Origin of the sequence: Collimonas rhizosphaerae (genome assembly GCF_038896935.1) — a bacterium.
GTDB classification, from domain to species: Bacteria; Pseudomonadota; Gammaproteobacteria; order Burkholderiales; family Burkholderiaceae_D; genus Collimonas; species Collimonas rhizosphaerae.
Window position 1 is genome coordinate 44,728 of sequence record NZ_JBANDC010000014.1, and the last position, 18,120, is coordinate 62,847.

The window sequence follows — 18,120 nt, forward strand, 5'->3', positions numbered from 1 at the left end:
GTTCATCGTGCGCCTTAGCGCAACAGGCAAGGCTTCTTGTTGTCGAATTTCCAGCCGGGGATCAGGTATTGCATGGCCGCGGCATCGTCGCGCGCACCCAGTCCCATGCTGCGGTAGAGCTGGTGCGCGGCTTCCAGTTCCACCGGATCAAGTTCGACGCCGAGCCCGGGTTTGTCTGGCACTTCGACCATGCCGCCGGCAATCTGCAGCGGCTGCCTGGTCAGGCGCTGGCCGTCTTGCCAGATCCAGTGCGTGTCGATGGCGGTGATGTCGCCCGGCGCCGCGGCGGCGACGTGGGTGAACATCGCCAGCGAGATATCGAAATGGTTGTTGGAATGGGAGCCCCAGGTCAGGCCCCATTCGCGGCACATCTGCGCCACCCGTACCGAACCCTGCATGGTCCAGAAATGCGGATCGGCCAGCGGGATGTCGACCGATTGCAGCTGGATGGCATGGCCCATCTCGCGCCAGTCGGTGGCGATCATGTTGGTGGCGGTCTGCAAGCCGGTGGCGCGGCGGAATTCGGCCATCACTTCACGCCCGGAAAAGCCGTTCTCCGCACCGCAGGGATCTTCGGCATAGGCCAGCACCGCGTGCTGGTCGCGGCACAGGCGGATGGCATCCTTGAGCAGCCAGCCGCCGTTCGGATCAAGCGTGATGCGGGCCGCCGGGAAACGCTCCGCCAGCGCCGTCACCGCTTCGATTTCATCCTCGCCGCGCAGCACGCCGCCCTTCAGCTTGAAATCGTTGAAGCCGTAGCGTTGGTAAGCGGCTTCGGCCAAGGCGACCACTGCCTGCGTGTCCAAGGCTGGCTCGTGGCGCAGCCGCAGCCAGTCGTCGTCGGCGTCCGGCGCGCTGGCGTAGGGCAGGTCGGTGGCGTTGCGGTCGCCGACGTAGAACAGGTAGCCCAGCATCTTCACCGCAGTGCGTTGCTGGCCTTCGCCCAGCAACGCCGCCACCGGCACGCCGAGAAATTTGCCGAGCAGGTCGAGCAGGGCGGCTTCCAGCGCCGTCACCGCATGGATCGCGATGCGCAGGTCGAAGGTTTGCAGGCCGCGGCCGCCGGCGTCCCGGTCGTTGAACGCCGCGCGCGCGCTGTTGAGGATCGCCTGGTAGTTGCCTATCGATTTTCCCAGCAGCAGCGGGCGCGCATCTTCCAGCGTTTGCCGGATGCGTTCGCCTCCCGGCACTTCGCCCACGCCGGTGTTGCCGGCATTGTCGCTGAGGATCACGATGTTGCGCGTGAAATAGGGGCCATGCGCGCCGCTCAGGTTGAGCAGCATGCTGTCGCGCCCGGCTACCGGCACCACGCGCATGTCGACGATATGCGGAGTGCCTGGGGCTGGCTGGCTGGTATTCGAATCTGTCATGGGGCTGCCTATGGCTGTGTGCGCTGAAATATTTTGTTGTCTTTATTGCTAAAAATGGGACCGCTACCAAATTGAATTCGAGCAAATGGTAGCGGTCCCATTTTTGGCTGTCAATGATTTTTTTTGCGAAAAAGAGGTTAAACGCTGGCGCGCTCTATGATGGTGAAGCCGAGATCGCAGATCGGTTCGGCCACGCTTTTGCCCTCGGAGCGGGCGATGATGAAACGCGCGGCGGTGCTGCCGATGGCGGTGCCGTCGATGCGGACCGTGGTCAGCGGCGGCTGCAGGTCGCGCGAAAAGCTGAGGTCGCCCAGGCCGATGACGGCCAGCTGGCGGGGAATGGCGATGCCGCTGGCTTGCGCTTCAATCATCAGGCCCAGGGCCAGCAGGTCGGAGCTGCAAAACACGGCGTCGATGTCGGGTGCGCGCTGCAGCAATTCCCGCAGCCCGCTGCGGCCGTTGCCAAGCGTGGTGGGCGCCGTCACCAGGCAAGCCGGGATGTCGGTTTCCTGCGGCAGCGCCATGCCCAGCCGGACCGCCGCCTCGGAAAACGCCGTGGCGCGGCGCCGGCTGCGTTCATCGTCGCCGCTGATGGCAGCCACCCGTTTCTTGCCTTTGGCGTGCAGGTACTGGGCCACCGCGGCGCCGATCTTTTCATGGGAAAAACCGACCAGCATGTCGACCGGGGTCGGCGTCAGGTCCCAGGTTTCGACCACCGGGATGCCGCTTGCCAGCAAGCGCCGGCGCGCCTGCGGCGAACGGGTGATGCCGGTCAGCACGATGCCGTCCGGGCGGCGGCCGATGATGGCGTCGAGCAAGGCGTCTTCGCGCGAATTTTCATAACCGCTCTGGCCCAGCATCACCTGGTAGCCGGCGCCGGCCAGGGTGTCGGTCAGCGCTTCCACGGTTTCCAGGAACATCGGACCGGACAAGGTCGGCACCACGGCCGCCACCAGGCGGCTTTTCTGCGACGCCAGCGCGCCGGCCAGCAGGTTCGGCACATAGCCGGTCTGCGCTACCGCGGCTTGCACTTTTTGCAGAACCTTGGCGGAGACGGCGTCCGGCGTATTCAGTGCGCGCGACGCCGTGATGGGCGCGACGCCCGCCAGTTTGGCGACGTCGCGCAAGGTGAAGCCGCCGGTTTTACGGCCGCCTTTACGGCGCGCGGTGACGTCGGCGACGACGGCATTCATCAAGTTTTCTTTTTCCATGGCGAAATTCTAACATTATAAAATGATACCGTTACCATTGTGCCCGGGGCGGTGCGACAAAATGCGTTGTGCATTCTCCCCTTATGGCAGAAATCCCATCATAATAAAAGCCTTTGAAAAATCCGCACAGGACAGGGTTCATGCCAGAGATATCAACGCAAAAGCTTAACGCTCGCCAGCAGGAGCTGTTGAGTTATGTGCAACGCGACGGTTTTGTGACGGTAGAACATCTGGCGACGCGCTTCAAGATCACCCAGCAGACCATTCGGCGCGACATCAACCTGCTGGCGGAAATGAACCTGCTGCAGCGCTATCACGGCGGCGTCGGCCTGCCGTCCAGCGCCGAGAATATCGCCTATGGCGCCAGGCAGGGTCTGTATTCGGAAGAAAAGCGCCGCATCGCCGCCCTGGTGGTGGAACATATCCCGGACCAGGCGACGCTCTTCATCAACCTCGGCACCACCAACGAAGAAGTCGCCAAGGCCTTGAGCCGGCGCCGCAACTTGCGGGTCATCACCAATAACCTGAACGTGGCCGCCATCATGAGCGGCTATCCGGGCTGCGAAGTGATCATCACCGGCGGCGTGGTGCGCGCCCGCGACCTCGGGATCACCGGCGAAGAAACCATCGATTTCATCCGCCGCTTCAAGGTCGATTTCGGCATCATCGGCATTTCCAGCATAGAGGCTGACGGCACCCTGCGCGATTTCGACTATCGTGAGGTGCGGGTTTCGGAAGCGATCATCGAACATTCGCGCACCGTGTTCCTGGTGGCCGACCATTCGAAATTCTGGCGGCCGGCGCTGGTGCGGCTCGGCGATATCTCGAAAATCAATGCCCTGTTCACCGACAAGCCGGTGCCGGAAGCCATGACCGGCATTTTCGAAGAAGCGAAAATCGACGTGTTCGTTACCGACGACGCGGACCGGCAGCAAAAAAAATAATCCCGCGAAGCCATTCGCACGCCGCACGGCGAACATCCATCCCCTTTTTCCTCCATCCGGGCGACGGCTCAGGCCAGTCCTATGCGCGACAGCCGCTTGCAAGCCTCCGGGCCGAGGAGGGGATAGTGCTTATCTATAAGCAATTAAGTTTATTTCTATTGAATAATTGCTTTCAATAAATATAAATGATTATCAATGTTCGAATTCGAACAATATACTTTCGAATATAAATATTTTATGATGTGCGGTGACATTGCAAGCATACCGTTTTGCTATTTGGCAACAACTGGATATGTCCGATGAGCGAGTTGCCGACACAAGGAGATGGCTGTGGCATCAGATGAGATTGTTGATTTGCTGGTAGTGGGCGGCGGCGTTAACGGCGCCGGGATTGCGCGCGACGCCGCGGGCCGCGGACTGAGCGTGTTGCTTTGCGAGCAGGACGACCTGGCTTCGCACACTTCATCGGCCAGCACCAAGCTGATACATGGCGGCTTGCGCTATCTCGAACATTACGAATTCGGCCTGGTCCGCAAAGCCCTGCAAGAGCGCGAACTGCTGCTGCGCATGGCGCCGCACATCATCGCGCCGCTGCGCTTCGTGATGCCGCATGTATCGAGCCTGCGGCCGGCCTGGATGATACGCGCCGGCCTGTTTTTATACGACAACCTGAGCAAGCGCGAATTGCTGCCCGGTTCGCGCTCCATCGATTTCCGCAAGCATCCGGCCGGCGCGCCGCTGAAGAAAACCCTGAGCAAAGGTTTCGTGTATTCCGACGCCTCGGTGCAAGACGCGCGCCTGGTGGTGCTCAATGCGATGGACGCCAAGGAACGCGGCGCCGCCATCCTCACCAGAACCCGCCTGATCGAAGCCAGGCAAGGCACGCAATACTGGGACGCCACTTTGCTGTCGGCCGTGAGCGGCGCGACTACCAAGGTCAAGGCGCGCTGCGTGGTCAACGCTGCCGGTCCCTGGGTCGCCAGCTTGTTGAACAGCGCCTTGAATACGCCGGCCCAGCACCACATCCGGCTGGTCAAAGGCAGCCACATCGTCACCAAGCGCCTGTTCGACCACGACCACGCTTACATTTTCCAGAATCCCGACAAGCGCATCGTCTTTGCGATTCCGTATGAAACCGACTTCACGCTGATCGGCACCACCGATGTCGAGTACAGCGGCAATCCGGGCAAGGTAGAGATTTCGGAGGAAGAAACGGCTTACCTGTGCGAATCGGTGAGCCGCTATTTCGAAGCCGCCGTGACGCCGCAACAGGTGGTCTGGTCGTATGCCGGCGTGCGGCCGCTGCTGGAAGAAGAGGTCGCCAATCCGTCCGCGGTAACCCGCGACTACCGTCTTGAGCTGCGGGCCGAACAAGGGCTGGCGCCGGTGCTGTCGGTATTCGGCGGCAAGATCACCACTTACCGGCGCCTGGCGGAAGAAGCCATGGAGCAGCTGCAGCCGCTGTTCGGCTACATGAAATCGGACTGGACCGCGCATGAAGCGCTGCCGGGCGGCGACATCGCCAACGCCGATTTCGCAGACTTCCAGCGGATTTTCCAGCAGCGCCATGCCTGGCTGCCGGCCGCCCTGGCGGCGCGTTATGCACGCACCTACGGCACCCGCGCGGCGCGCCTGCTGGACGGCATCCACGAGATGGCCGGGCTGGGCGAACTGTTCGGCGCCGACCTGTATGAAGCGGAAGTGCGCTACCTGATGCGCAACGAATGGGCGCTGACTGCCGACGACATCCTGTGGCGCCGTTCCAAGCTGGGATTGCGTTTTGACGCAGCCGGCGTCGAGCGCCTGCATGCCTGGCTGGAAGCGCAGCAAGTACCCGCACCGGCCGCCATGCTGGCGTGAAATGGTTTACCTGAAGTTTTGCCCGGCAGGCAGCAGCGCCGGAAGATAAAAAAGACAGGCCCGGGATCAGCCCCGGATCAAAGTCCCCCGGTCCGCGCAGGCGGATTCACCAACCTTGGAGTAGACAAGTTGAAAGATAAATACATTTTAGCCCTGGATCAGGGAACGACCAGTTCGCGCGCCATCCTGTTCGACCGTCAAGGCAATATCGTTTCTTCGGCGCAGAAAGAATTCCGCCAGATCTATCCGCAGCCGGGCTGGGTCGAACATGATCCGCAGGAAATCTGGTCGACCCAGGTCGGCGTCGCCGCCGAGGCTTCGACCAACATCGGCCTGAACGGCATGTCGATCGCCGCCATCGGCATCACCAACCAGCGTGAAACCACCGTGGTCTGGGATCGCGAAACCGGCAAGGCGGTGTACAACGCCATCGTCTGGCAAGACCGCCGCACAGCCGCATTCTGCGACCAGCTGAAAGCCGACGGCCTGGCCGAAACCATCCGCGCAAAGACCGGCCTGCTGGTCGACTCGTATTTTTCCGGCACCAAGATCCGCTGGATACTGAACAACGTCGAAGGCGCGCAGCAGCTGGCAGACCAGGGCCGCCTGGCGTTCGGCACGATCGACACGTGGCTGGTCTGGAACATGACCCGCGGCAAGCTGCACCTGACCGATGTCTCGAACGCTTCGCGCACCATGCTGTTCAACATCCACACCATGGAATGGGATGACGAGCTGCTCAAGATCATGGGCGTGCCGCGCAGCATGCTGCCGGAAGTGCGTTCCTCCAGCGAAGTCTACGGCCACACCGAGATTTCGGGCTTCGGTTCCGAAATCCCGCTGGCGGGGATTGCCGGCGACCAGCAGGCAGCCTTGTTCGGCCAGATGTGCACCGAACCCGGCATGGTCAAGAATACCTACGGCACCGGCTGTTTCATGGTGATGAACACCGGCACCAAGCCGATCATTTCGAAAAACAACCTGCTGACCACGGTCGCCTGGAAAATCGGCAACGAAGTCAACTACGCGCTGGAAGGCAGCATCTTCATCGGCGGCGCCGTGGTGCAGTGGCTGCGCGACGGCCTCGGCATCATCAAGACTTCCACCGAAATCGAAGCACTGGCGCGCAGCGTCAAGAGCAGCGACGGCGTCTACCTGGTGCCGGCGTTTGCCGGCCTCGGCGCGCCGCACTGGAACCCGCACGCGCGCGGCACCATTTTCGGCATTACCCGCGGCACCACCTCGGCCCACTACGCGCGCGCCGCGCTGGACAGCATCGCTTACCAAACCATGGACGTATTGAAAGCCATGGAAGCGGACGCCGGCATCGTCATCCCGGAATTGCGTGTCGACGGCGGCGCCACTGCCAACAACCTGCTGATGCAATTCCAGTCCGACATCCTGGGCGTGGATGTGGTGCGCCCGAAAGTCACGGAAACCACGGCGCTGGGAGCTGCCTACCTGGCTGGCCTGGCGGTCGGCTACTGGAGCAGCACCGACGATGTGCGCGGCCAATGGCAGCTCGACCAGCGCTTCAAGCCGGCGCTGCCGGCGGAAGAAGTGCAGACCAGCATCAAAGGCTGGCAGCGGGCGATTGCGGCGGCCACGGTGTGGGCAGATTCCTGACCACCAGCCGGTAGCAAGCACTGTTGGATAAAAACAGACCGGAACGCAGGCCAGAATCTGCGTTCCTCTCACTTCCCATTTCCGAAAGAGTTCGTCATGACTCCCTTTTTAGCTGAATTCGTGGGCACCGCCCTGATTGTCTTGCTTGGCAACGGCGTGGTTGCCAACGTACTTTTAAGTAAAACCCACGGCCATGGCAGCGGCCTGATCGTGATCACGGTCGGCTGGGCGATGGCCGTATTCGTTGGTGTTTTTGTGGCGGCATCGTCCAGCGGCGCCCACCTGAATCCGGCCGTGACCCTGGCGCTGGCGGTGGCCGGCAAGTTTGCCTGGGGCAGCGTGCCGGGTTATATCCTGTCGCAGATGCTGGGCGGGATGATGGGTGCTTTCCTGGTATGGCTGGTGTACCGCAATCACTTCGCCGAAACTACGGACGGCAATTTGAAGCTGGCGGCGTTTTGCACGGCGCCGGCGATCCGCAACACTTTCGGCAACGTAGTGTCTGAAGTGGTCGGCACTTTCGTGCTGGTCTATTGCGTGCTGAATATCGCTTCGCCGAAGATGGGCCTGGGCGCGCTGGACGCGCTGCCGGTGGCTTTGCTGGTGATGAGCATCGGCGTTTCCCTGGGCGGCACCACCGGTTATGCGATCAACCCGGCGCGTGACCTGGGCCCGCGCCTGATGCACGCATTGCTGCCGATTCCCGGCAAACGCGACAGCGACTGGGGTTATGCCTTGGTGCCTGTGGTGGGTTCGATCTGCGGCGGCGTGCTGGCGGCGCTGGTGTACGGCCTGCAAATGGCGCATTGAGCTGCGATTGACGATGTATCCGGATCGGTTGGCGGCAAAGCCGGGAACCGGTCCGGAATGTTCCTGCCTTATTTCCCCAGCAATTTCTCGATATCCGCCGTCAGCGCTTCCGGCTTGGTCTGCGGTGCAAAACGGTCAACCACGCCGCCATCCTTGTTCACCAGGAATTTGGTGAAATTCCATTTGATGCCCTCGCTGCCCAGCAAACCCGGCGCCGCATTTTTCAGGTACTGGTAGAGCGGCGCCGCGTGGTCGCCGTTGACGTCGATCTTCTCGAACAGGGGAAAAGTGACGCCGTAGTTCTTTTCGCAGAAAGCGCCGATTTCGTCGGCGGTTCCCGGTTCCTGGGCGCCGAACTGGTTGCACGGAAAGCCCAGTACTTCGAAGCCTTGTGCGCGGTACTTCTGGTAAATCTCTTCCAGTCCCTTGTACTGCGGCGTGAAGCCGCAGTTGCTGGCAGTGTTGACGATCAGCAGCACCTTGCCGCGGAAGGCCGCCAGCGACTCGGGCGTGCCGTCCAGCTGCTTGACGGTGAAATCATAAATGCTAGTGTCGGTAGTCATACTATCCCCAGGTGTTCAGTGCCGGCTGCAAGGTCGCGGTCCTTTGCATCCTTGCCGCGCAGCTTGATGGCGAGACGCAGATCGTTGACCGAATCAGCGTTGCGCAAGGCGTCTTCATAGCTGATTTTATCCTCTTCGTACAAATCGAACAGGGCCTGGTCAAAAGTCTGCATGCCGAGTTCGCGCGACTTCTTCATGATTTCCTTGATCTCGTGCACGTCGCCCTTGAAGATCAGGTCGGAAATCAGCGGCGAATTCAGCATGATCTCAACCGCTACCGCACGTCCCTTCACGGTTTTCAGCGGCACCAGGCGTTGCGAGATGATGCCTTTCAGGTTGAGCGACAAGTCCATCAGCAGCTGCGGCCGGCGCTCTTCGGGGAAAAAGTTGATGATGCGGTCAAGTGCCTGGTTGGAACTGTTGGCATGCAAGGTGGCCAGGCACAAGTGGCCGGTTTCGGCGAAGGCGATGGCGTAGTCCATGGTTTCACGGTCGCGGATTTCGCCGATCAGGATCACGTCCGGCGCCTGGCGCAAGGTGTTCTTCAGCGCCACGCCCCAGTTGTCGGTATCGACGCCGACTTCACGCTGGGTCACGATGCAATTCTTGTGCGGGTGGATGTACTCGACCGGATCTTCGATGGTGATGATGTGGCCGTAGCTGTTTTCGTTGCGATAGCCGACCATCGCCGCCAGCGTGGTCGATTTGCCGGAGCCGGTGGCGCCGACCATGATCACCAGGCCGCGCTTGGTCATGGCGACCTCTTTCAGCGTGGGCGGCAGGCCCAGGTCTTCGAATTTCGGGATGTCGGTGGTGATCGTGCGCAGCACCATGCCGACCCGGCCTTGCTGGATGAAGGCCGAAGCCCGGAACCGTCCCAGCCCGGCCGGGCTGATGGCGAAATTGCATTCCTTGGTTTCTTCGAAATCGGCAGCCTGCTTGTCGCTCATGATGGCGCGCGCCAGTTCCAGGGTATGCACCGAAGTCAGCGCCTGGTTCGACACCGGGGTGATCTTGCCGTCGATCTTGAACGCCGGCGGGAAGTCTGCGGTAATGAACAAATCGGAGCCGCGCTTGCTGACCATCAGGCGCAGCAAGTCGTGCATGAATTTGGTGGCTTGATCTCTTTCCATGATTCTTATCCTAATGTATTTGCAGCCCGGTTTTTAGCCTGGGAAATTGTCCGGTGTCTTGGCCGCTGCGCGCGCGCTGGCCAGCGAGATCACATTGCGCTTGACCAGTTCGGTCAGGTTGCTGTCCAGGGTTTGCATGCCCATGTTGCTGCCGGTCTGGATCGCCGAGTACATCTGCGCAATCTTGCTTTCGCGGATCAGGTTGCGGATCGCCGGCGTGCCCAGCATGATTTCATGGGCCGCAACGCGGCCGGAGCCGTCCTTGGTCTTCAGCAGGCTTTGCGAAATCACCGCCTGCAGCGATTCCGACAGCATGGCGCGCACCATTTCCTTTTCTTCACCCGGGAACACGTCGACGATACGGTCGATGGTCTTGGCGGCGGAAGAGGTGTGCAGGGTGCCGAACACCAGGTGGCCGGTTTCGGCGGCGGTCAGCGCCAGGCGGATGGTTTCCAGGTCGCGCAATTCACCCACCAGGATCACGTCCGGGTCTTCGCGCAAGGCCGAACGCAGCGCATTGCTGAAGGAATGGGTGTGCGGGCCGACTTCACGCTGGTTGATCAGGCATTTGTTCGACTGGTGGACGAATTCGATCGGATCTTCGATGGTCAGGATGTGTGCGTATTCGTTCTCGTTGACATGGTTGACCATGGCGGCCAGCGTGGTCGACTTGCCGGAACCGGTAGGGCCGGTGACCAGCACCAGGCCGCGCGGCTTGAGCGACAGCTCGGCAAAGATGCGCGGCGCGTTGAGCTGTTCCAGCGTCAGTACGGTGGACGGAATCGTCCGCAGCACGGCCGCGGCGCCGCGGTCCTGGTTGAATGCATTCACGCGGAAGCGCGCCAGGCCGGGGATTTCAAAGGAAAAGTCGCACTCCAGATGTTCTTCGTACGCCTTGCGCTGGCCGTCGTTCATGATGTCATAGATCATGGAATGCACGTCCTTGTGCTCCAGCGGCGGCAGGTTGATGCGGCGCACATCGCCATGAACCCGGATCATCGGCGGCAAGCCTGCTGATAAATGCAAATCGGATGCCTTATTCTTTACCGAAAAAGCCAGAAGTTCGGAAATGTCCATTTATAATCCCTGTGCTGTATTTTGTTTGTTGAAATGCATTTTCCTGCCCAGGCGCTGCTTGTCAAAACCGCCTGGCCATGCAAGTTGGTAGTTCTTTACGGCAATTTTCAAACTCTCCGATTATGTCCTTAATGTCGCACAAGTTGCAAGCCGTCCATAGCAGTATTCATGCCACGGCCGTTGCGGTGTCGCGCCGACCTGACAGTGTGGCGTTGCTGGCGGTGTCCAAAACCTTCGGCGCCGACGCGGTGCTGGAAGCGATCGCCGCCGGCCAGCGCGCCTTCGGCGAAAACTATCTGCAGGAGGCGCTGGCCAAAATGGCTGAGGTCGAGCTGGCGCTGAAGTCTGGACAGCGCGACGATGTCTTGCTGGAATGGCATTTTATCGGTCCGATCCAGAGCAACAAGACGCGCGCCATCGCTGAGCATTTCGATTGGGTGCACACGGTCGACCGCGAAAAAATCGCCCAGCGCCTGTCGCAGCAGCGGCCGCCGCAACTGGCGCCGCTGAACATCTGCCTGCAGGTGAATATCAGCGGCGAAGCAAGCAAGAGCGGCCTGGCGCCGTCGGAACTGCCGGCTGTGGCGCGTGCCGTTGCGGGATTGCCGGGGCTGAGGCTGCGCGGCCTGATGGCGATACCGGAGCCGACCGACGACCGGCAAAAACAGCATGCGGCATTTCGCCAGACCAGGGAATTGCTGGAGCAGCTGCAGCAGGACCTGGGCGCGCAGCTAGCTGGACAGCAAGCTGGGCAGCAACTGGACACTTTGTCGATGGGCATGTCGGCAGACATGGTGGCGGCGATTGAAGAGGGCGCTACCATCGTGCGCGTGGGCAGTGCAATTTTTGGGCAACGGGAACGGAATCATGAAAAATAAACTGAATATCGGCTTCATCGGCGGCGGCAATATGGCGGCGGCCCTGATCGGCGGCCTGGCCGGCAAGGTGACCGACGGCGCCAACATCCATGTGGTCGACCTGAATCCGGAGGCGCTGCAGAATCTGGCGCAGCGCTTCGGCGTCAGCACGGCGACCGGAATCGATGCCGCGATCGAGGCCTGCGAAGTGATCGTGCTGGCGGTCAAGCCGCAGCAGATGAAGGAAGTCGTGGCCAAATTGCGGCCGCATGTCCGGACCCAGCTGGTGCTGTCGATTGCCGCTGGGATTCGCGCGGTGGACCTGGCGCGCTGGCTAGGCGGCCACGACGCCATCGTGCGCTGCATGCCGAATACGCCGGCGCTGATCGGCCAGGGCATTACCGGAATGGTCGCCACCGCCGGCGTGTCGCCGGCACAGCGCGAGACTGCCGACCTGATCTTGCGCGCGGTGGGCAGCACGGTATGGCTGGATGACGAAGCAAAGATCGATGCGGTGACGGCGGTGTCCGGCAGCGGCCCGGCGTATGTGTTTTATTTTATCGAAGCAATGCAGCAGGCGGCACAGGAACTCGGCCTGACTGCGCAACAGGGCATCGAACTGGCCAAGGCCACCTTCACCGGCGCAGCGCAGCTGGCGGCACAATCGTCGGAGCCGGTGTCCCTGCTGCGCGAGCGCGTGACCTCCAAGGGCGGCACCACGTATGCTGCGTTGAGCAGCATGGAGGCTGCGGATGTGAAGGGCGCGATCATCGCTGCCGTCAAATCAGCCGCGCTGCGCGGCCAGGAGCTGGGCGACGAATTCGGACGCGACTAGCGCCGGGACGGTATTGCATATAAAAAAAACAGCGGCATCGCATGGCGATTGCCGCTGTTTTTTTTAGAGCCGCAGTAGTATCGAGGCTCCGGCCGCACTTTATTTGTTGCGGCCAATCGCCAGCCCAGCCAGCAAACCGATGACGGCCGCCACGCTGACAGCTTTCCATGGATTGTCGCCGACATATTCATCGGTGACATGGGCCGCGTGCTTGGTGTGCGCCACGGCTTTCTTGGTGGCTTTCGGCAGTTCCGTCTTGGCCGTTTCCAGCGCTGCCTTCAGTTTCTCACGGGCCGAGTTGTATTTTTTTTCCGCATGGTCATGGGTATCGTCGAGCAGGGTTTCCGCTTCCTTGATCACGGATTTGAGTTCGCCAGCCAGATTGTCGCGCATCTCTTTTACGTTGTCGGTAGTAGCCATGTTTGCCTCTTCAATGTGGATTGCGGGGAAAGATGTTGCCTAATATATCACGATAATCATGCCGGGTTGCCGCCGGACATCTACCGGAGCGCATAGTCCAGGGCGATCCCGCCGAATACCGCCGCTCCCAGCCAGTTGTTGTGGCGAAAAGCGGCGAAGCAGCCGGCGCGTTCGCGGCTGCGGATCAAGCGGTAGTGGTAGACTGCACATCCGGCCGCCACCAGCATGCCGGCGCTGAACCAGGCGCGCAGGCCGAATTGCCAGCCTACTGTAAATACTAATCCTAAACTGAGCGCGTAACAAAGCATGATTGCCGTTACGTCGTAGCGGCCGAAGGTAATCGCCGAAGTCCGGATGCCGATTTTCAGGTCGTCGTCACGGTCGACCATGGCGTATTCGGTGTCGTAGGCGACGGCCCAGAATACATTCGCCAGCAACAGCAGCCAGGCGGCGGCCGGCACCGTTCCCTGGACCGCGGCGAAACCCATGGGAATGCCGAAGCCGAAGGCGATGCCGAGGTAGGCTTGCGGAATCGCGAAGAAGCGCTTGAAGTAGGGATAGCTGCCGGCCACGATCACGGCGATGACCGACAGCTCCTTGGTCAGCGTGTTCAGCGGCAGGATCAGCAGCAGCGACAGCAGTGTCAGCACGACGGCCACCATCACCGCTTCCCAGGCGGCGATCTTGCCGCTGGTCAGCGGCCGCTCGGCGGTGCGTTTGACATGTTTGTCGAAATCGCGGTCGGCGAAATCGTTGATCGCGCAGCCGGCCGAGCGCATCAGGGCGGTGCCGAGGCAGAAAATCGCGACCAGGGCCCAGGCCGGCTTGCCCTCGGCCGCCAGCCACAGGGCGGCCAGGGTTGGCCACAGCAGCAGCAGGATGCCGATGGGTTTGTCCATGCGGATCAGCCGGAAGTAGAGTTTGAGACGATTCATTGCGGTTTGGATGTTAGCGTAGCCGCCAGGCGGCAGCGGGAAAAGAACAGGGGATGGAAACATGCCGGCGGACGTAAACCAGGTCCTGTCCCGGCCAGCATGAATCGGCTTTTGGCTTAGCCTTCGACGGCAAGCGCGTCATGCAGCAAGGTAACGCCTTTCAGGCCGCAATCCAGCACCGCTTTTTGCACGGCTTCGATGGCGGCATGGCGCGTGAAGCTCTTGCGCCAGACAATCACCACCCGGCGCGACGGCTCCGGATCGGTGAACGGCACATAACGCAGCATGCCGTCCTTGGCGTCGATATCGGGCACCGAGGCCAGCGGCAGCACTGTGATGCCGATGCCGGAAGCCACCATGTGGCGTATGGTTTCCAGCGACGAACCTTCGAAAGTGCGGGCAATGCCGTCGCCGGCAGTCGAAAAGCGCGACATTTCGGGGCACACTTCCAGCACCTGGTCACGGAAACAATGGCCGTTGCCGAGCAACAGCATGGTTTCCGATTTGAGATCCTGGGCGCTGATGCTGGTGCGGTTGGCCCAGGCATGGTGCTTGGGCAGCGCCACCACGAACGGCTCGTCGTACAGCGGCTGCACCATCAGGCCGTGCTCGGGGAACGGCAGGGCGATGATGGCGGCGTCCAGTTCGCCTTGGCGCAGCAGCTCCAGCAGGCGCACGGTGAAATTTTCCTGCAGCACCAGCGGCATCTGCGGCACTTGCTCGATCATGGTTTTCACCAGCGGCGGCAACAGGTAGGGGCCGACCGTATAGATGATGCCCAAGCGCAGCGGGCCGGCCAGCGGATCCTTGTTCTGGTTGGCGATCTCGCGGATGGTGGCGGTCTGCTCCAGCACCCGTTCAGCCTGGGCCACGATCTGCGCACCCAGCGGCGTCACGGAAATTTCGGTGCCGCCGCGTTCGAAGATCACCACGCCCAGTTCGTCTTCCAGCTTCTTGATCGCCACGGAGAGCGTCGGCTGCGCCACGAAACAAGCTTCAGCGGCATGGCCAAAATGCTTTACGCGCGCTACCGCGACGATATATTTGAGTTCGGTCAGAGTCATGTTGTTATCTTCGCATATTTTTCGATGGAGATTGTGTCTCTCCATGTTTCAGCGCCGCTTTTGCAAAATAAGCATCATTCTTGCCCATGCCGCTCAAACCTTCAGGAAATCTTCGCGGCCGCCCAGCCAGCGCGTCAGATGGGCGCTGACGGTGGCCTGGCTGGCTGGCGCCGGATCCTGCAGCAGCGTTTGCGCCAGGTCGCGGGCGCGGTCGACCAGCCATTGGTCGGTAGCCAGGTCGGCAAAGCGCAGCATGGCCTGGCCTGACTGGCGCGCACCGAGGAATTCGCCGGGGCCGCGGATTTCCAGGTCGCGCCGTGCGATTTCGAAGCCGTCGGTGGTTTCGCGCATGGTCATCAGGCGTTGCTTGGCGACATAGCCGAGCGGGCTTTGGTATAACAACAAGCATACGCTGGCGGCAGAACCGCGTCCAACCCGCCCGCGCAGCTGGTGCAGCTGCGACAGCCCGAAGCGTTCCGCATGTTCGATCACCATCAGCGAGGCGTTGGGGACATCGACCCCGACTTCAATCACGGTAGTGGCGACCAGCACATGGCAGGCGCCGGCGCTGAAGGCGTCCATGACTTCCTGTTTTTCGGCTTGCTTGAGACGGCCGTGCACCAGGCCGATCCGCAGGTCCGGCAACGCTTCCGCCAGCATCGCGTAGGTTTCGGTGGCAGTCTGCAGCTGCAGGGCTTCCGATTCCTCGATCAGCGGACAGACCCAGTACGCCTGGCGCCCGTCCTGCACCGCTGCATGCACCCGTGCGATCACCTCGTCGCGCCGTGCCTGGTCGACTGCGCGGGTGACGATGGGGGTGCGGCCGGGAGGCAGTTCGTCGATCACCGAGATTTCCAGGTCGGCGTAATAAGTCATCGCCAGGGTGCGCGGAATCGGCGTGGCGCTCATCATCAATTGGTGCGGCACCACCGGCGCCGTGTTTTGGACGGCATCGCCGCCGCCGTTTTCAGACACGGTCTTGTTGCGCAGCGCCAGCCGCTGGCCGACGCCGAAACGATGCTGTTCGTCGACGATCACCAGGCCCAGCTTGGCGAACTGCACGCTGTCCTGGATCAGGGCATGGGTGCCGATCACCAGCTGCGCCTCGCCCGATTCGATCATGGCCTGGGCCGCCAGCTTTTCTTTCTTTTTCAGGCTGCCGGTGAGCCAGGCGACGCGCACGCCAAGCGGCTCCATCCAGGCTGCGATCTTGCGGAAATGCTGGTCCGCCAGGATTTCGGTGGGCGCCATCAGCACTGCCTGGTAGCCGCTGTCGATGGCCTGTGCCGCGGCCAGGGCGGCAACCACGGTCTTGCCGCTGCCGACATCGCCTTGCAGCAGGCGCTGCATGGGAAACGAGGCCTGCAGGTCGGCGCTGATTTCGGCCACCACCCGTTGCTGCGCCTTGGTCAGGGTGAACGGCAGCGTGGCGAGGAAGGCTGCGGACAACTGCCCGACCACCGGCAGCGCACGGGCATTCTTGGCGCGCCGTGCGACCTGGGCGCGCTTCAACGACAATTGCTGGGCCAGCAGCTCATCGAACTTCATGCGCACCCAGGCCGGATGGGAGCGGTCTTCCAGCGCATGCTCGTCGACGTCGGGTGGCGGGTTGTGCAGCAGGCGCACCGCGCTTTCGAACGGCATCAGCTGCTGCGCCGCCAGTTGCGCTGGCGACAAGGTGTCGTGCCAGGCAATGCTGTGCATGGCGTCGGCAATCGCCTTGCGCAGGAAAATCTGCGACAGGCCTTCGCCGGCCGGGTAAACCGGAGTCAGGACATCGGGCAAGGGCGCGCCTTCCAGCACCACCTTGTAACTGGGGTGGACCACCTCGGCGCCGAAAAAGCCATGGCGGATTTCGCCGCGTGCGCGCACCCGGGTGCCGACCGCCAGCTGCTTGGTCTGGCTGCCGTAGAAATTCAGGAAGCGCATCACCAGCTGGCCGCTATCGTCGGCGATGGTGACGATCAGCTGGCGCCGCGGCCGGTACTGGATATCGCAGGCAGTGACGACGCCTTCGACTTGCGCTACGCTGGTGCCCATCATGCCGGCTTGCTGGATGGCGACAATCTCGGTTTCATCTTCGTAACGCAGCGGCAGGTGCAAAACCAGGTCCATGTCCGTGCGCAGGCCCAGCTTTTCCAGTTTGCTGGCGCGGGTGTTCGCAGTCGGGGCAGGGGGGGCAGCAGCGGCAGGTTTTCGCTTCGGAGCAGGCATATCAGGCGGTTTGTAGGCCACAGGGCGTAAAATAGCGGGTTTGCTCATAAAAAAAGCATCGAGTTGCTGCATCCCTGTTGTGTACAGATTTCAGCGTTTGCCATTGTAAAGCCTATAGCTGTATTGGCAAGTTGAGCCTAATTTCATTATTTTTATCCGAGCATGCATTCTCTATCCGATTACGATTTCGAACTGCCTCCCGAGCTGATCGCGCAAACTCCGTTGCCGCAGCGCAGCGCCTCGCGCCTGCTGCATATCGACGGCGAACAGCTGGTGGACCGCCGTTTCGCCGACATTGTCGACCTCTTGAATCCCGGCGACCTGCTGGTGTTCAACGATACCCGCGTGCTTAAGGCGCGCTTCTTCGGCGTCAAGGAAACCGGCGGCAAGGTCGAGGTGCTGGTCGAACGCGTAGTTGACAACCGCACCGTGCACGCCCAGGTGCGCGCCTCGAAATCGCCGCCTGCCGGCGCCCGGATCTGCCTGGCCGAAGCGTTCGACGTTGTGGTGGGCGAGCGCGTCGGCGAGTTTTATACGCTGGTGTTCCCGGCCGATGTATTCGAACTGATCGAGGCCCACGGCCGCCTGCCTTTGCCGCCGTATATCGAGCACGATGCCGATGCTTTCGATGAAACCCGTTATCAAACCGTCTACGCCAAGCATGCGGGCGCGGTGGCGGCGCCTACTGCCGGCCTGCATTTCGACCAGGCCTTGCTGCAAAGCTTGCAGCAAAAGGGCATCGGCTTCGCCTATGTCACGCTGCACGTAGGGGCCGGCACGTTCCAGCCGGTGCGCAGCGAGAACCTGGCGGAACACAAGATGCACAGCGAGTGGTACACCATCGCCGAAGCCACCGTCGATGCCGTGCGTGCTGCCAAGGCCGCCGGCGGCAAGGTGGTGGCAGTCGGCACCACCAGCTTGCGGGCGCTGGAATCAGCCTCGCAGTCCGGCGTTTTACAGGCGGGCAGCGCCGACACCGCCTTGTTCATCACTCCCGGTTACGTCTTCAAGACCGTGGATCGCCTGATCACCAATTTCCATCTGCCGAAATCGACCTTGCTGATGCTGGTCTCGGCTTTTGCCGGCTACGACTGCATCCGCGCCGCTTACACCCATGCCATCGCGCAGCGTTATCGCTTCTTCAGCTATGGCGATGCGATGCTGCTTACCTATAACGTTTGATCCTGATTACTGACTGAAA

General features: G+C 61.6%; 16 protein-coding genes. 7 read left to right on the forward strand and 9 right to left on the reverse strand.

All coding sequences use genetic code 11. The annotated features are described in order from the left end of the window. Nucleotides 1–14 precede the first annotated feature (14 nt). Nucleotides 15–1,370, reverse strand: a complete 1,356-nt coding sequence (gudD, locus tag V8G57_RS18600; protein ID WP_342830617.1) for a glucarate dehydratase — start codon at nt 1,368–1,370, stop codon at nt 15–17. A 137-nt stretch (nt 1,371–1,507) separates the two neighbouring features. Then, nucleotides 1,508–2,581, reverse strand: coding sequence for a LacI family DNA-binding transcriptional regulator (locus V8G57_RS18605; RefSeq protein ID WP_092396614.1), 1,074 nt, complete (start codon nt 2,579–2,581; stop codon nt 1,508–1,510). Between the two features lie 140 nt (nt 2,582–2,721). On the opposite strand from V8G57_RS18605, the gene V8G57_RS18610 reads away from it, so the two are divergent. The 4 genes from V8G57_RS18610 to V8G57_RS18625 all read left to right on the forward strand — a co-directional run bounded on the left by V8G57_RS18610 (nt 2,722) and on the right by V8G57_RS18625 (nt 7,821). Then, nucleotides 2,722–3,525 carry a DeoR/GlpR family DNA-binding transcription regulator gene (locus V8G57_RS18610; protein WP_342830619.1) on the forward strand — a complete coding sequence of 268 codons (804 nt, stop codon included), beginning with the start codon at nt 2,722–2,724 and terminating at the stop codon, nt 3,523–3,525. A 324-nt stretch (nt 3,526–3,849) separates the two neighbouring features. After that, a complete protein-coding gene (glpD, locus tag V8G57_RS18615) occupies nt 3,850–5,385 on the forward strand; it encodes a glycerol-3-phosphate dehydrogenase (protein WP_342830621.1) in 1,536 nt (511 codons plus the stop codon). Between the two features lie 129 nt (nt 5,386–5,514). After that, entirely contained in the window at nt 5,515–7,011 is a 1,497-nt protein-coding gene (gene glpK / locus V8G57_RS18620; RefSeq protein WP_342830622.1) for a glycerol kinase GlpK, read from the forward strand. Nucleotides 7,012–7,107: 96 nt separating this feature from the next. After that, nucleotides 7,108–7,821, forward strand: a complete 714-nt coding sequence (locus tag V8G57_RS18625) for an MIP/aquaporin family protein (protein WP_041742976.1) — start codon at nt 7,108–7,110, stop codon at nt 7,819–7,821. A gap of 68 nt (nt 7,822–7,889) precedes the next feature. On the opposite strand, the gene V8G57_RS18630 is transcribed toward V8G57_RS18625, so the two are convergent. The 3 genes from V8G57_RS18630 to V8G57_RS18640 are packed head-to-tail and all read right to left on the reverse strand — an operon-like array spanning nt 7,890 to nt 10,594. Next, nucleotides 7,890–8,384, reverse strand: a complete 495-nt coding sequence (locus tag V8G57_RS18630) for a glutathione peroxidase (RefSeq protein WP_092396622.1) — start codon at nt 8,382–8,384, stop codon at nt 7,890–7,892. Continuing rightward, nucleotides 8,381–9,517, reverse strand: a complete 1,137-nt coding sequence (locus V8G57_RS18635; protein WP_092396624.1) for a PilT/PilU family type 4a pilus ATPase — start codon at nt 9,515–9,517, stop codon at nt 8,381–8,383. The genes V8G57_RS18630 and V8G57_RS18635 overlap by 4 nt, the downstream gene beginning before the upstream one ends. 33 nt (nt 9,518–9,550) lie before the next feature. Beyond that, the gene (locus V8G57_RS18640) at nt 9,551–10,594 is read right to left on the reverse strand and encodes a type IV pilus twitching motility protein PilT (protein WP_092396626.1); all 1,044 of its coding nucleotides are present in this window, start codon (nt 10,592–10,594) and stop codon (nt 9,551–9,553) included. A 122-nt stretch (nt 10,595–10,716) separates the two neighbouring features. Between V8G57_RS18640 and V8G57_RS18645 the strand changes: the two genes are divergently transcribed. Both V8G57_RS18645 and proC read left to right on the forward strand, forming a co-directional pair. Next, the gene (locus V8G57_RS18645; protein ID WP_092396628.1) at nt 10,717–11,472 is read left to right on the forward strand and encodes a YggS family pyridoxal phosphate-dependent enzyme; all 756 of its coding nucleotides are present in this window, start codon (nt 10,717–10,719) and stop codon (nt 11,470–11,472) included. Next, nucleotides 11,462–12,286 carry a pyrroline-5-carboxylate reductase gene (proC, locus tag V8G57_RS18650; RefSeq protein ID WP_092396630.1) on the forward strand — a complete coding sequence of 275 codons (825 nt, stop codon included), beginning with the start codon at nt 11,462–11,464 and terminating at the stop codon, nt 12,284–12,286. Before V8G57_RS18645 ends, proC begins: the two co-directional genes overlap by 11 nt. A 99-nt stretch (nt 12,287–12,385) precedes the next feature. Here the strand turns inward: proC and V8G57_RS18655 are convergent, their stop codons facing one another. From V8G57_RS18655 to recG, 4 genes are all read right to left on the reverse strand, one after another. Further along, the gene (locus V8G57_RS18655; RefSeq protein ID WP_092396632.1) at nt 12,386–12,706 is read right to left on the reverse strand and encodes an ElaB/YgaM/YqjD family protein; all 321 of its coding nucleotides are present in this window, start codon (nt 12,704–12,706) and stop codon (nt 12,386–12,388) included. 80 nt (nt 12,707–12,786) lie between these two features. Further along, nucleotides 12,787–13,641 (reverse strand): 4-hydroxybenzoate octaprenyltransferase, encoded by an 855-nt coding sequence (ubiA, locus tag V8G57_RS18660; RefSeq protein WP_342830624.1) that lies wholly within the window; start codon nt 13,639–13,641, stop codon nt 12,787–12,789. A 116-nt stretch (nt 13,642–13,757) separates the two neighbouring features. After that, nucleotides 13,758–14,705: a LysR substrate-binding domain-containing protein gene (locus tag V8G57_RS18665; RefSeq protein ID WP_092396636.1), complete on the reverse strand. Its 948-nt coding sequence runs from the start codon at nt 14,703–14,705 to the stop codon at nt 13,758–13,760. A 93-nt stretch (nt 14,706–14,798) separates the two neighbouring features. Then, nucleotides 14,799–16,919, reverse strand: a complete 2,121-nt coding sequence (recG, locus tag V8G57_RS18670; RefSeq protein ID WP_342830625.1) for an ATP-dependent DNA helicase RecG — start codon at nt 16,917–16,919, stop codon at nt 14,799–14,801. A gap of 162 nt (nt 16,920–17,081) precedes the next feature. Between recG and queA the strand changes: the two genes are divergently transcribed. After that, the gene (gene queA, locus V8G57_RS18675; protein WP_342830626.1) at nt 17,082–18,101 is read left to right on the forward strand and encodes a tRNA preQ1(34) S-adenosylmethionine ribosyltransferase-isomerase QueA; all 1,020 of its coding nucleotides are present in this window, start codon (nt 17,082–17,084) and stop codon (nt 18,099–18,101) included. Nucleotides 18,102–18,120: the final 19 nt, after the last annotated feature.

Coding starts and splice junctions, on each gene's coding strand:
- gudD (WP_342830617.1), bottom strand. CDS start 1,370: ATGACAGATTCGAATACCAGCCAGCCAGCCCCAGGCACTCCGCATATC.
- V8G57_RS18605 (WP_092396614.1), bottom strand. CDS start 2,581: ATGGAAAAAGAAAACTTGATGAATGCCGTCGTCGCCGACGTCACCGCG.
- V8G57_RS18610 (WP_342830619.1), top strand. CDS start 2,722: ATGCCAGAGATATCAACGCAAAAGCTTAACGCTCGCCAGCAGGAGCTG.
- glpD (WP_342830621.1), top strand. CDS start 3,850: ATGGCTGTGGCATCAGATGAGATTGTTGATTTGCTGGTAGTGGGCGGC.
- V8G57_RS18625 (WP_041742976.1), top strand. CDS start 7,108: ATGACTCCCTTTTTAGCTGAATTCGTGGGCACCGCCCTGATTGTCTTG.
- V8G57_RS18630 (WP_092396622.1), bottom strand. CDS start 8,384: ATGACTACCGACACTAGCATTTATGATTTCACCGTCAAGCAGCTGGAC.
- V8G57_RS18635 (WP_092396624.1), bottom strand. CDS start 9,517: ATGGAAAGAGATCAAGCCACCAAATTCATGCACGACTTGCTGCGCCTG.
- V8G57_RS18640 (WP_092396626.1), bottom strand. CDS start 10,594: ATGGACATTTCCGAACTTCTGGCTTTTTCGGTAAAGAATAAGGCATCC.
- V8G57_RS18645 (WP_092396628.1), top strand. CDS start 10,717: ATGTCCTTAATGTCGCACAAGTTGCAAGCCGTCCATAGCAGTATTCAT.
- proC (WP_092396630.1), top strand. CDS start 11,462: ATGAAAAATAAACTGAATATCGGCTTCATCGGCGGCGGCAATATGGCG.
- V8G57_RS18655 (WP_092396632.1), bottom strand. CDS start 12,706: ATGGCTACTACCGACAACGTAAAAGAGATGCGCGACAATCTGGCTGGC.
- ubiA (WP_342830624.1), bottom strand. CDS start 13,641: ATGAATCGTCTCAAACTCTACTTCCGGCTGATCCGCATGGACAAACCC.
- V8G57_RS18665 (WP_092396636.1), bottom strand. CDS start 14,705: ATGACTCTGACCGAACTCAAATATATCGTCGCGGTAGCGCGCGTAAAG.
- recG (WP_342830625.1), bottom strand. CDS start 16,919: ATGCCTGCTCCGAAGCGAAAACCTGCCGCTGCTGCCCCCCCTGCCCCG.
- queA (WP_342830626.1), top strand. CDS start 17,082: ATGCATTCTCTATCCGATTACGATTTCGAACTGCCTCCCGAGCTGATC.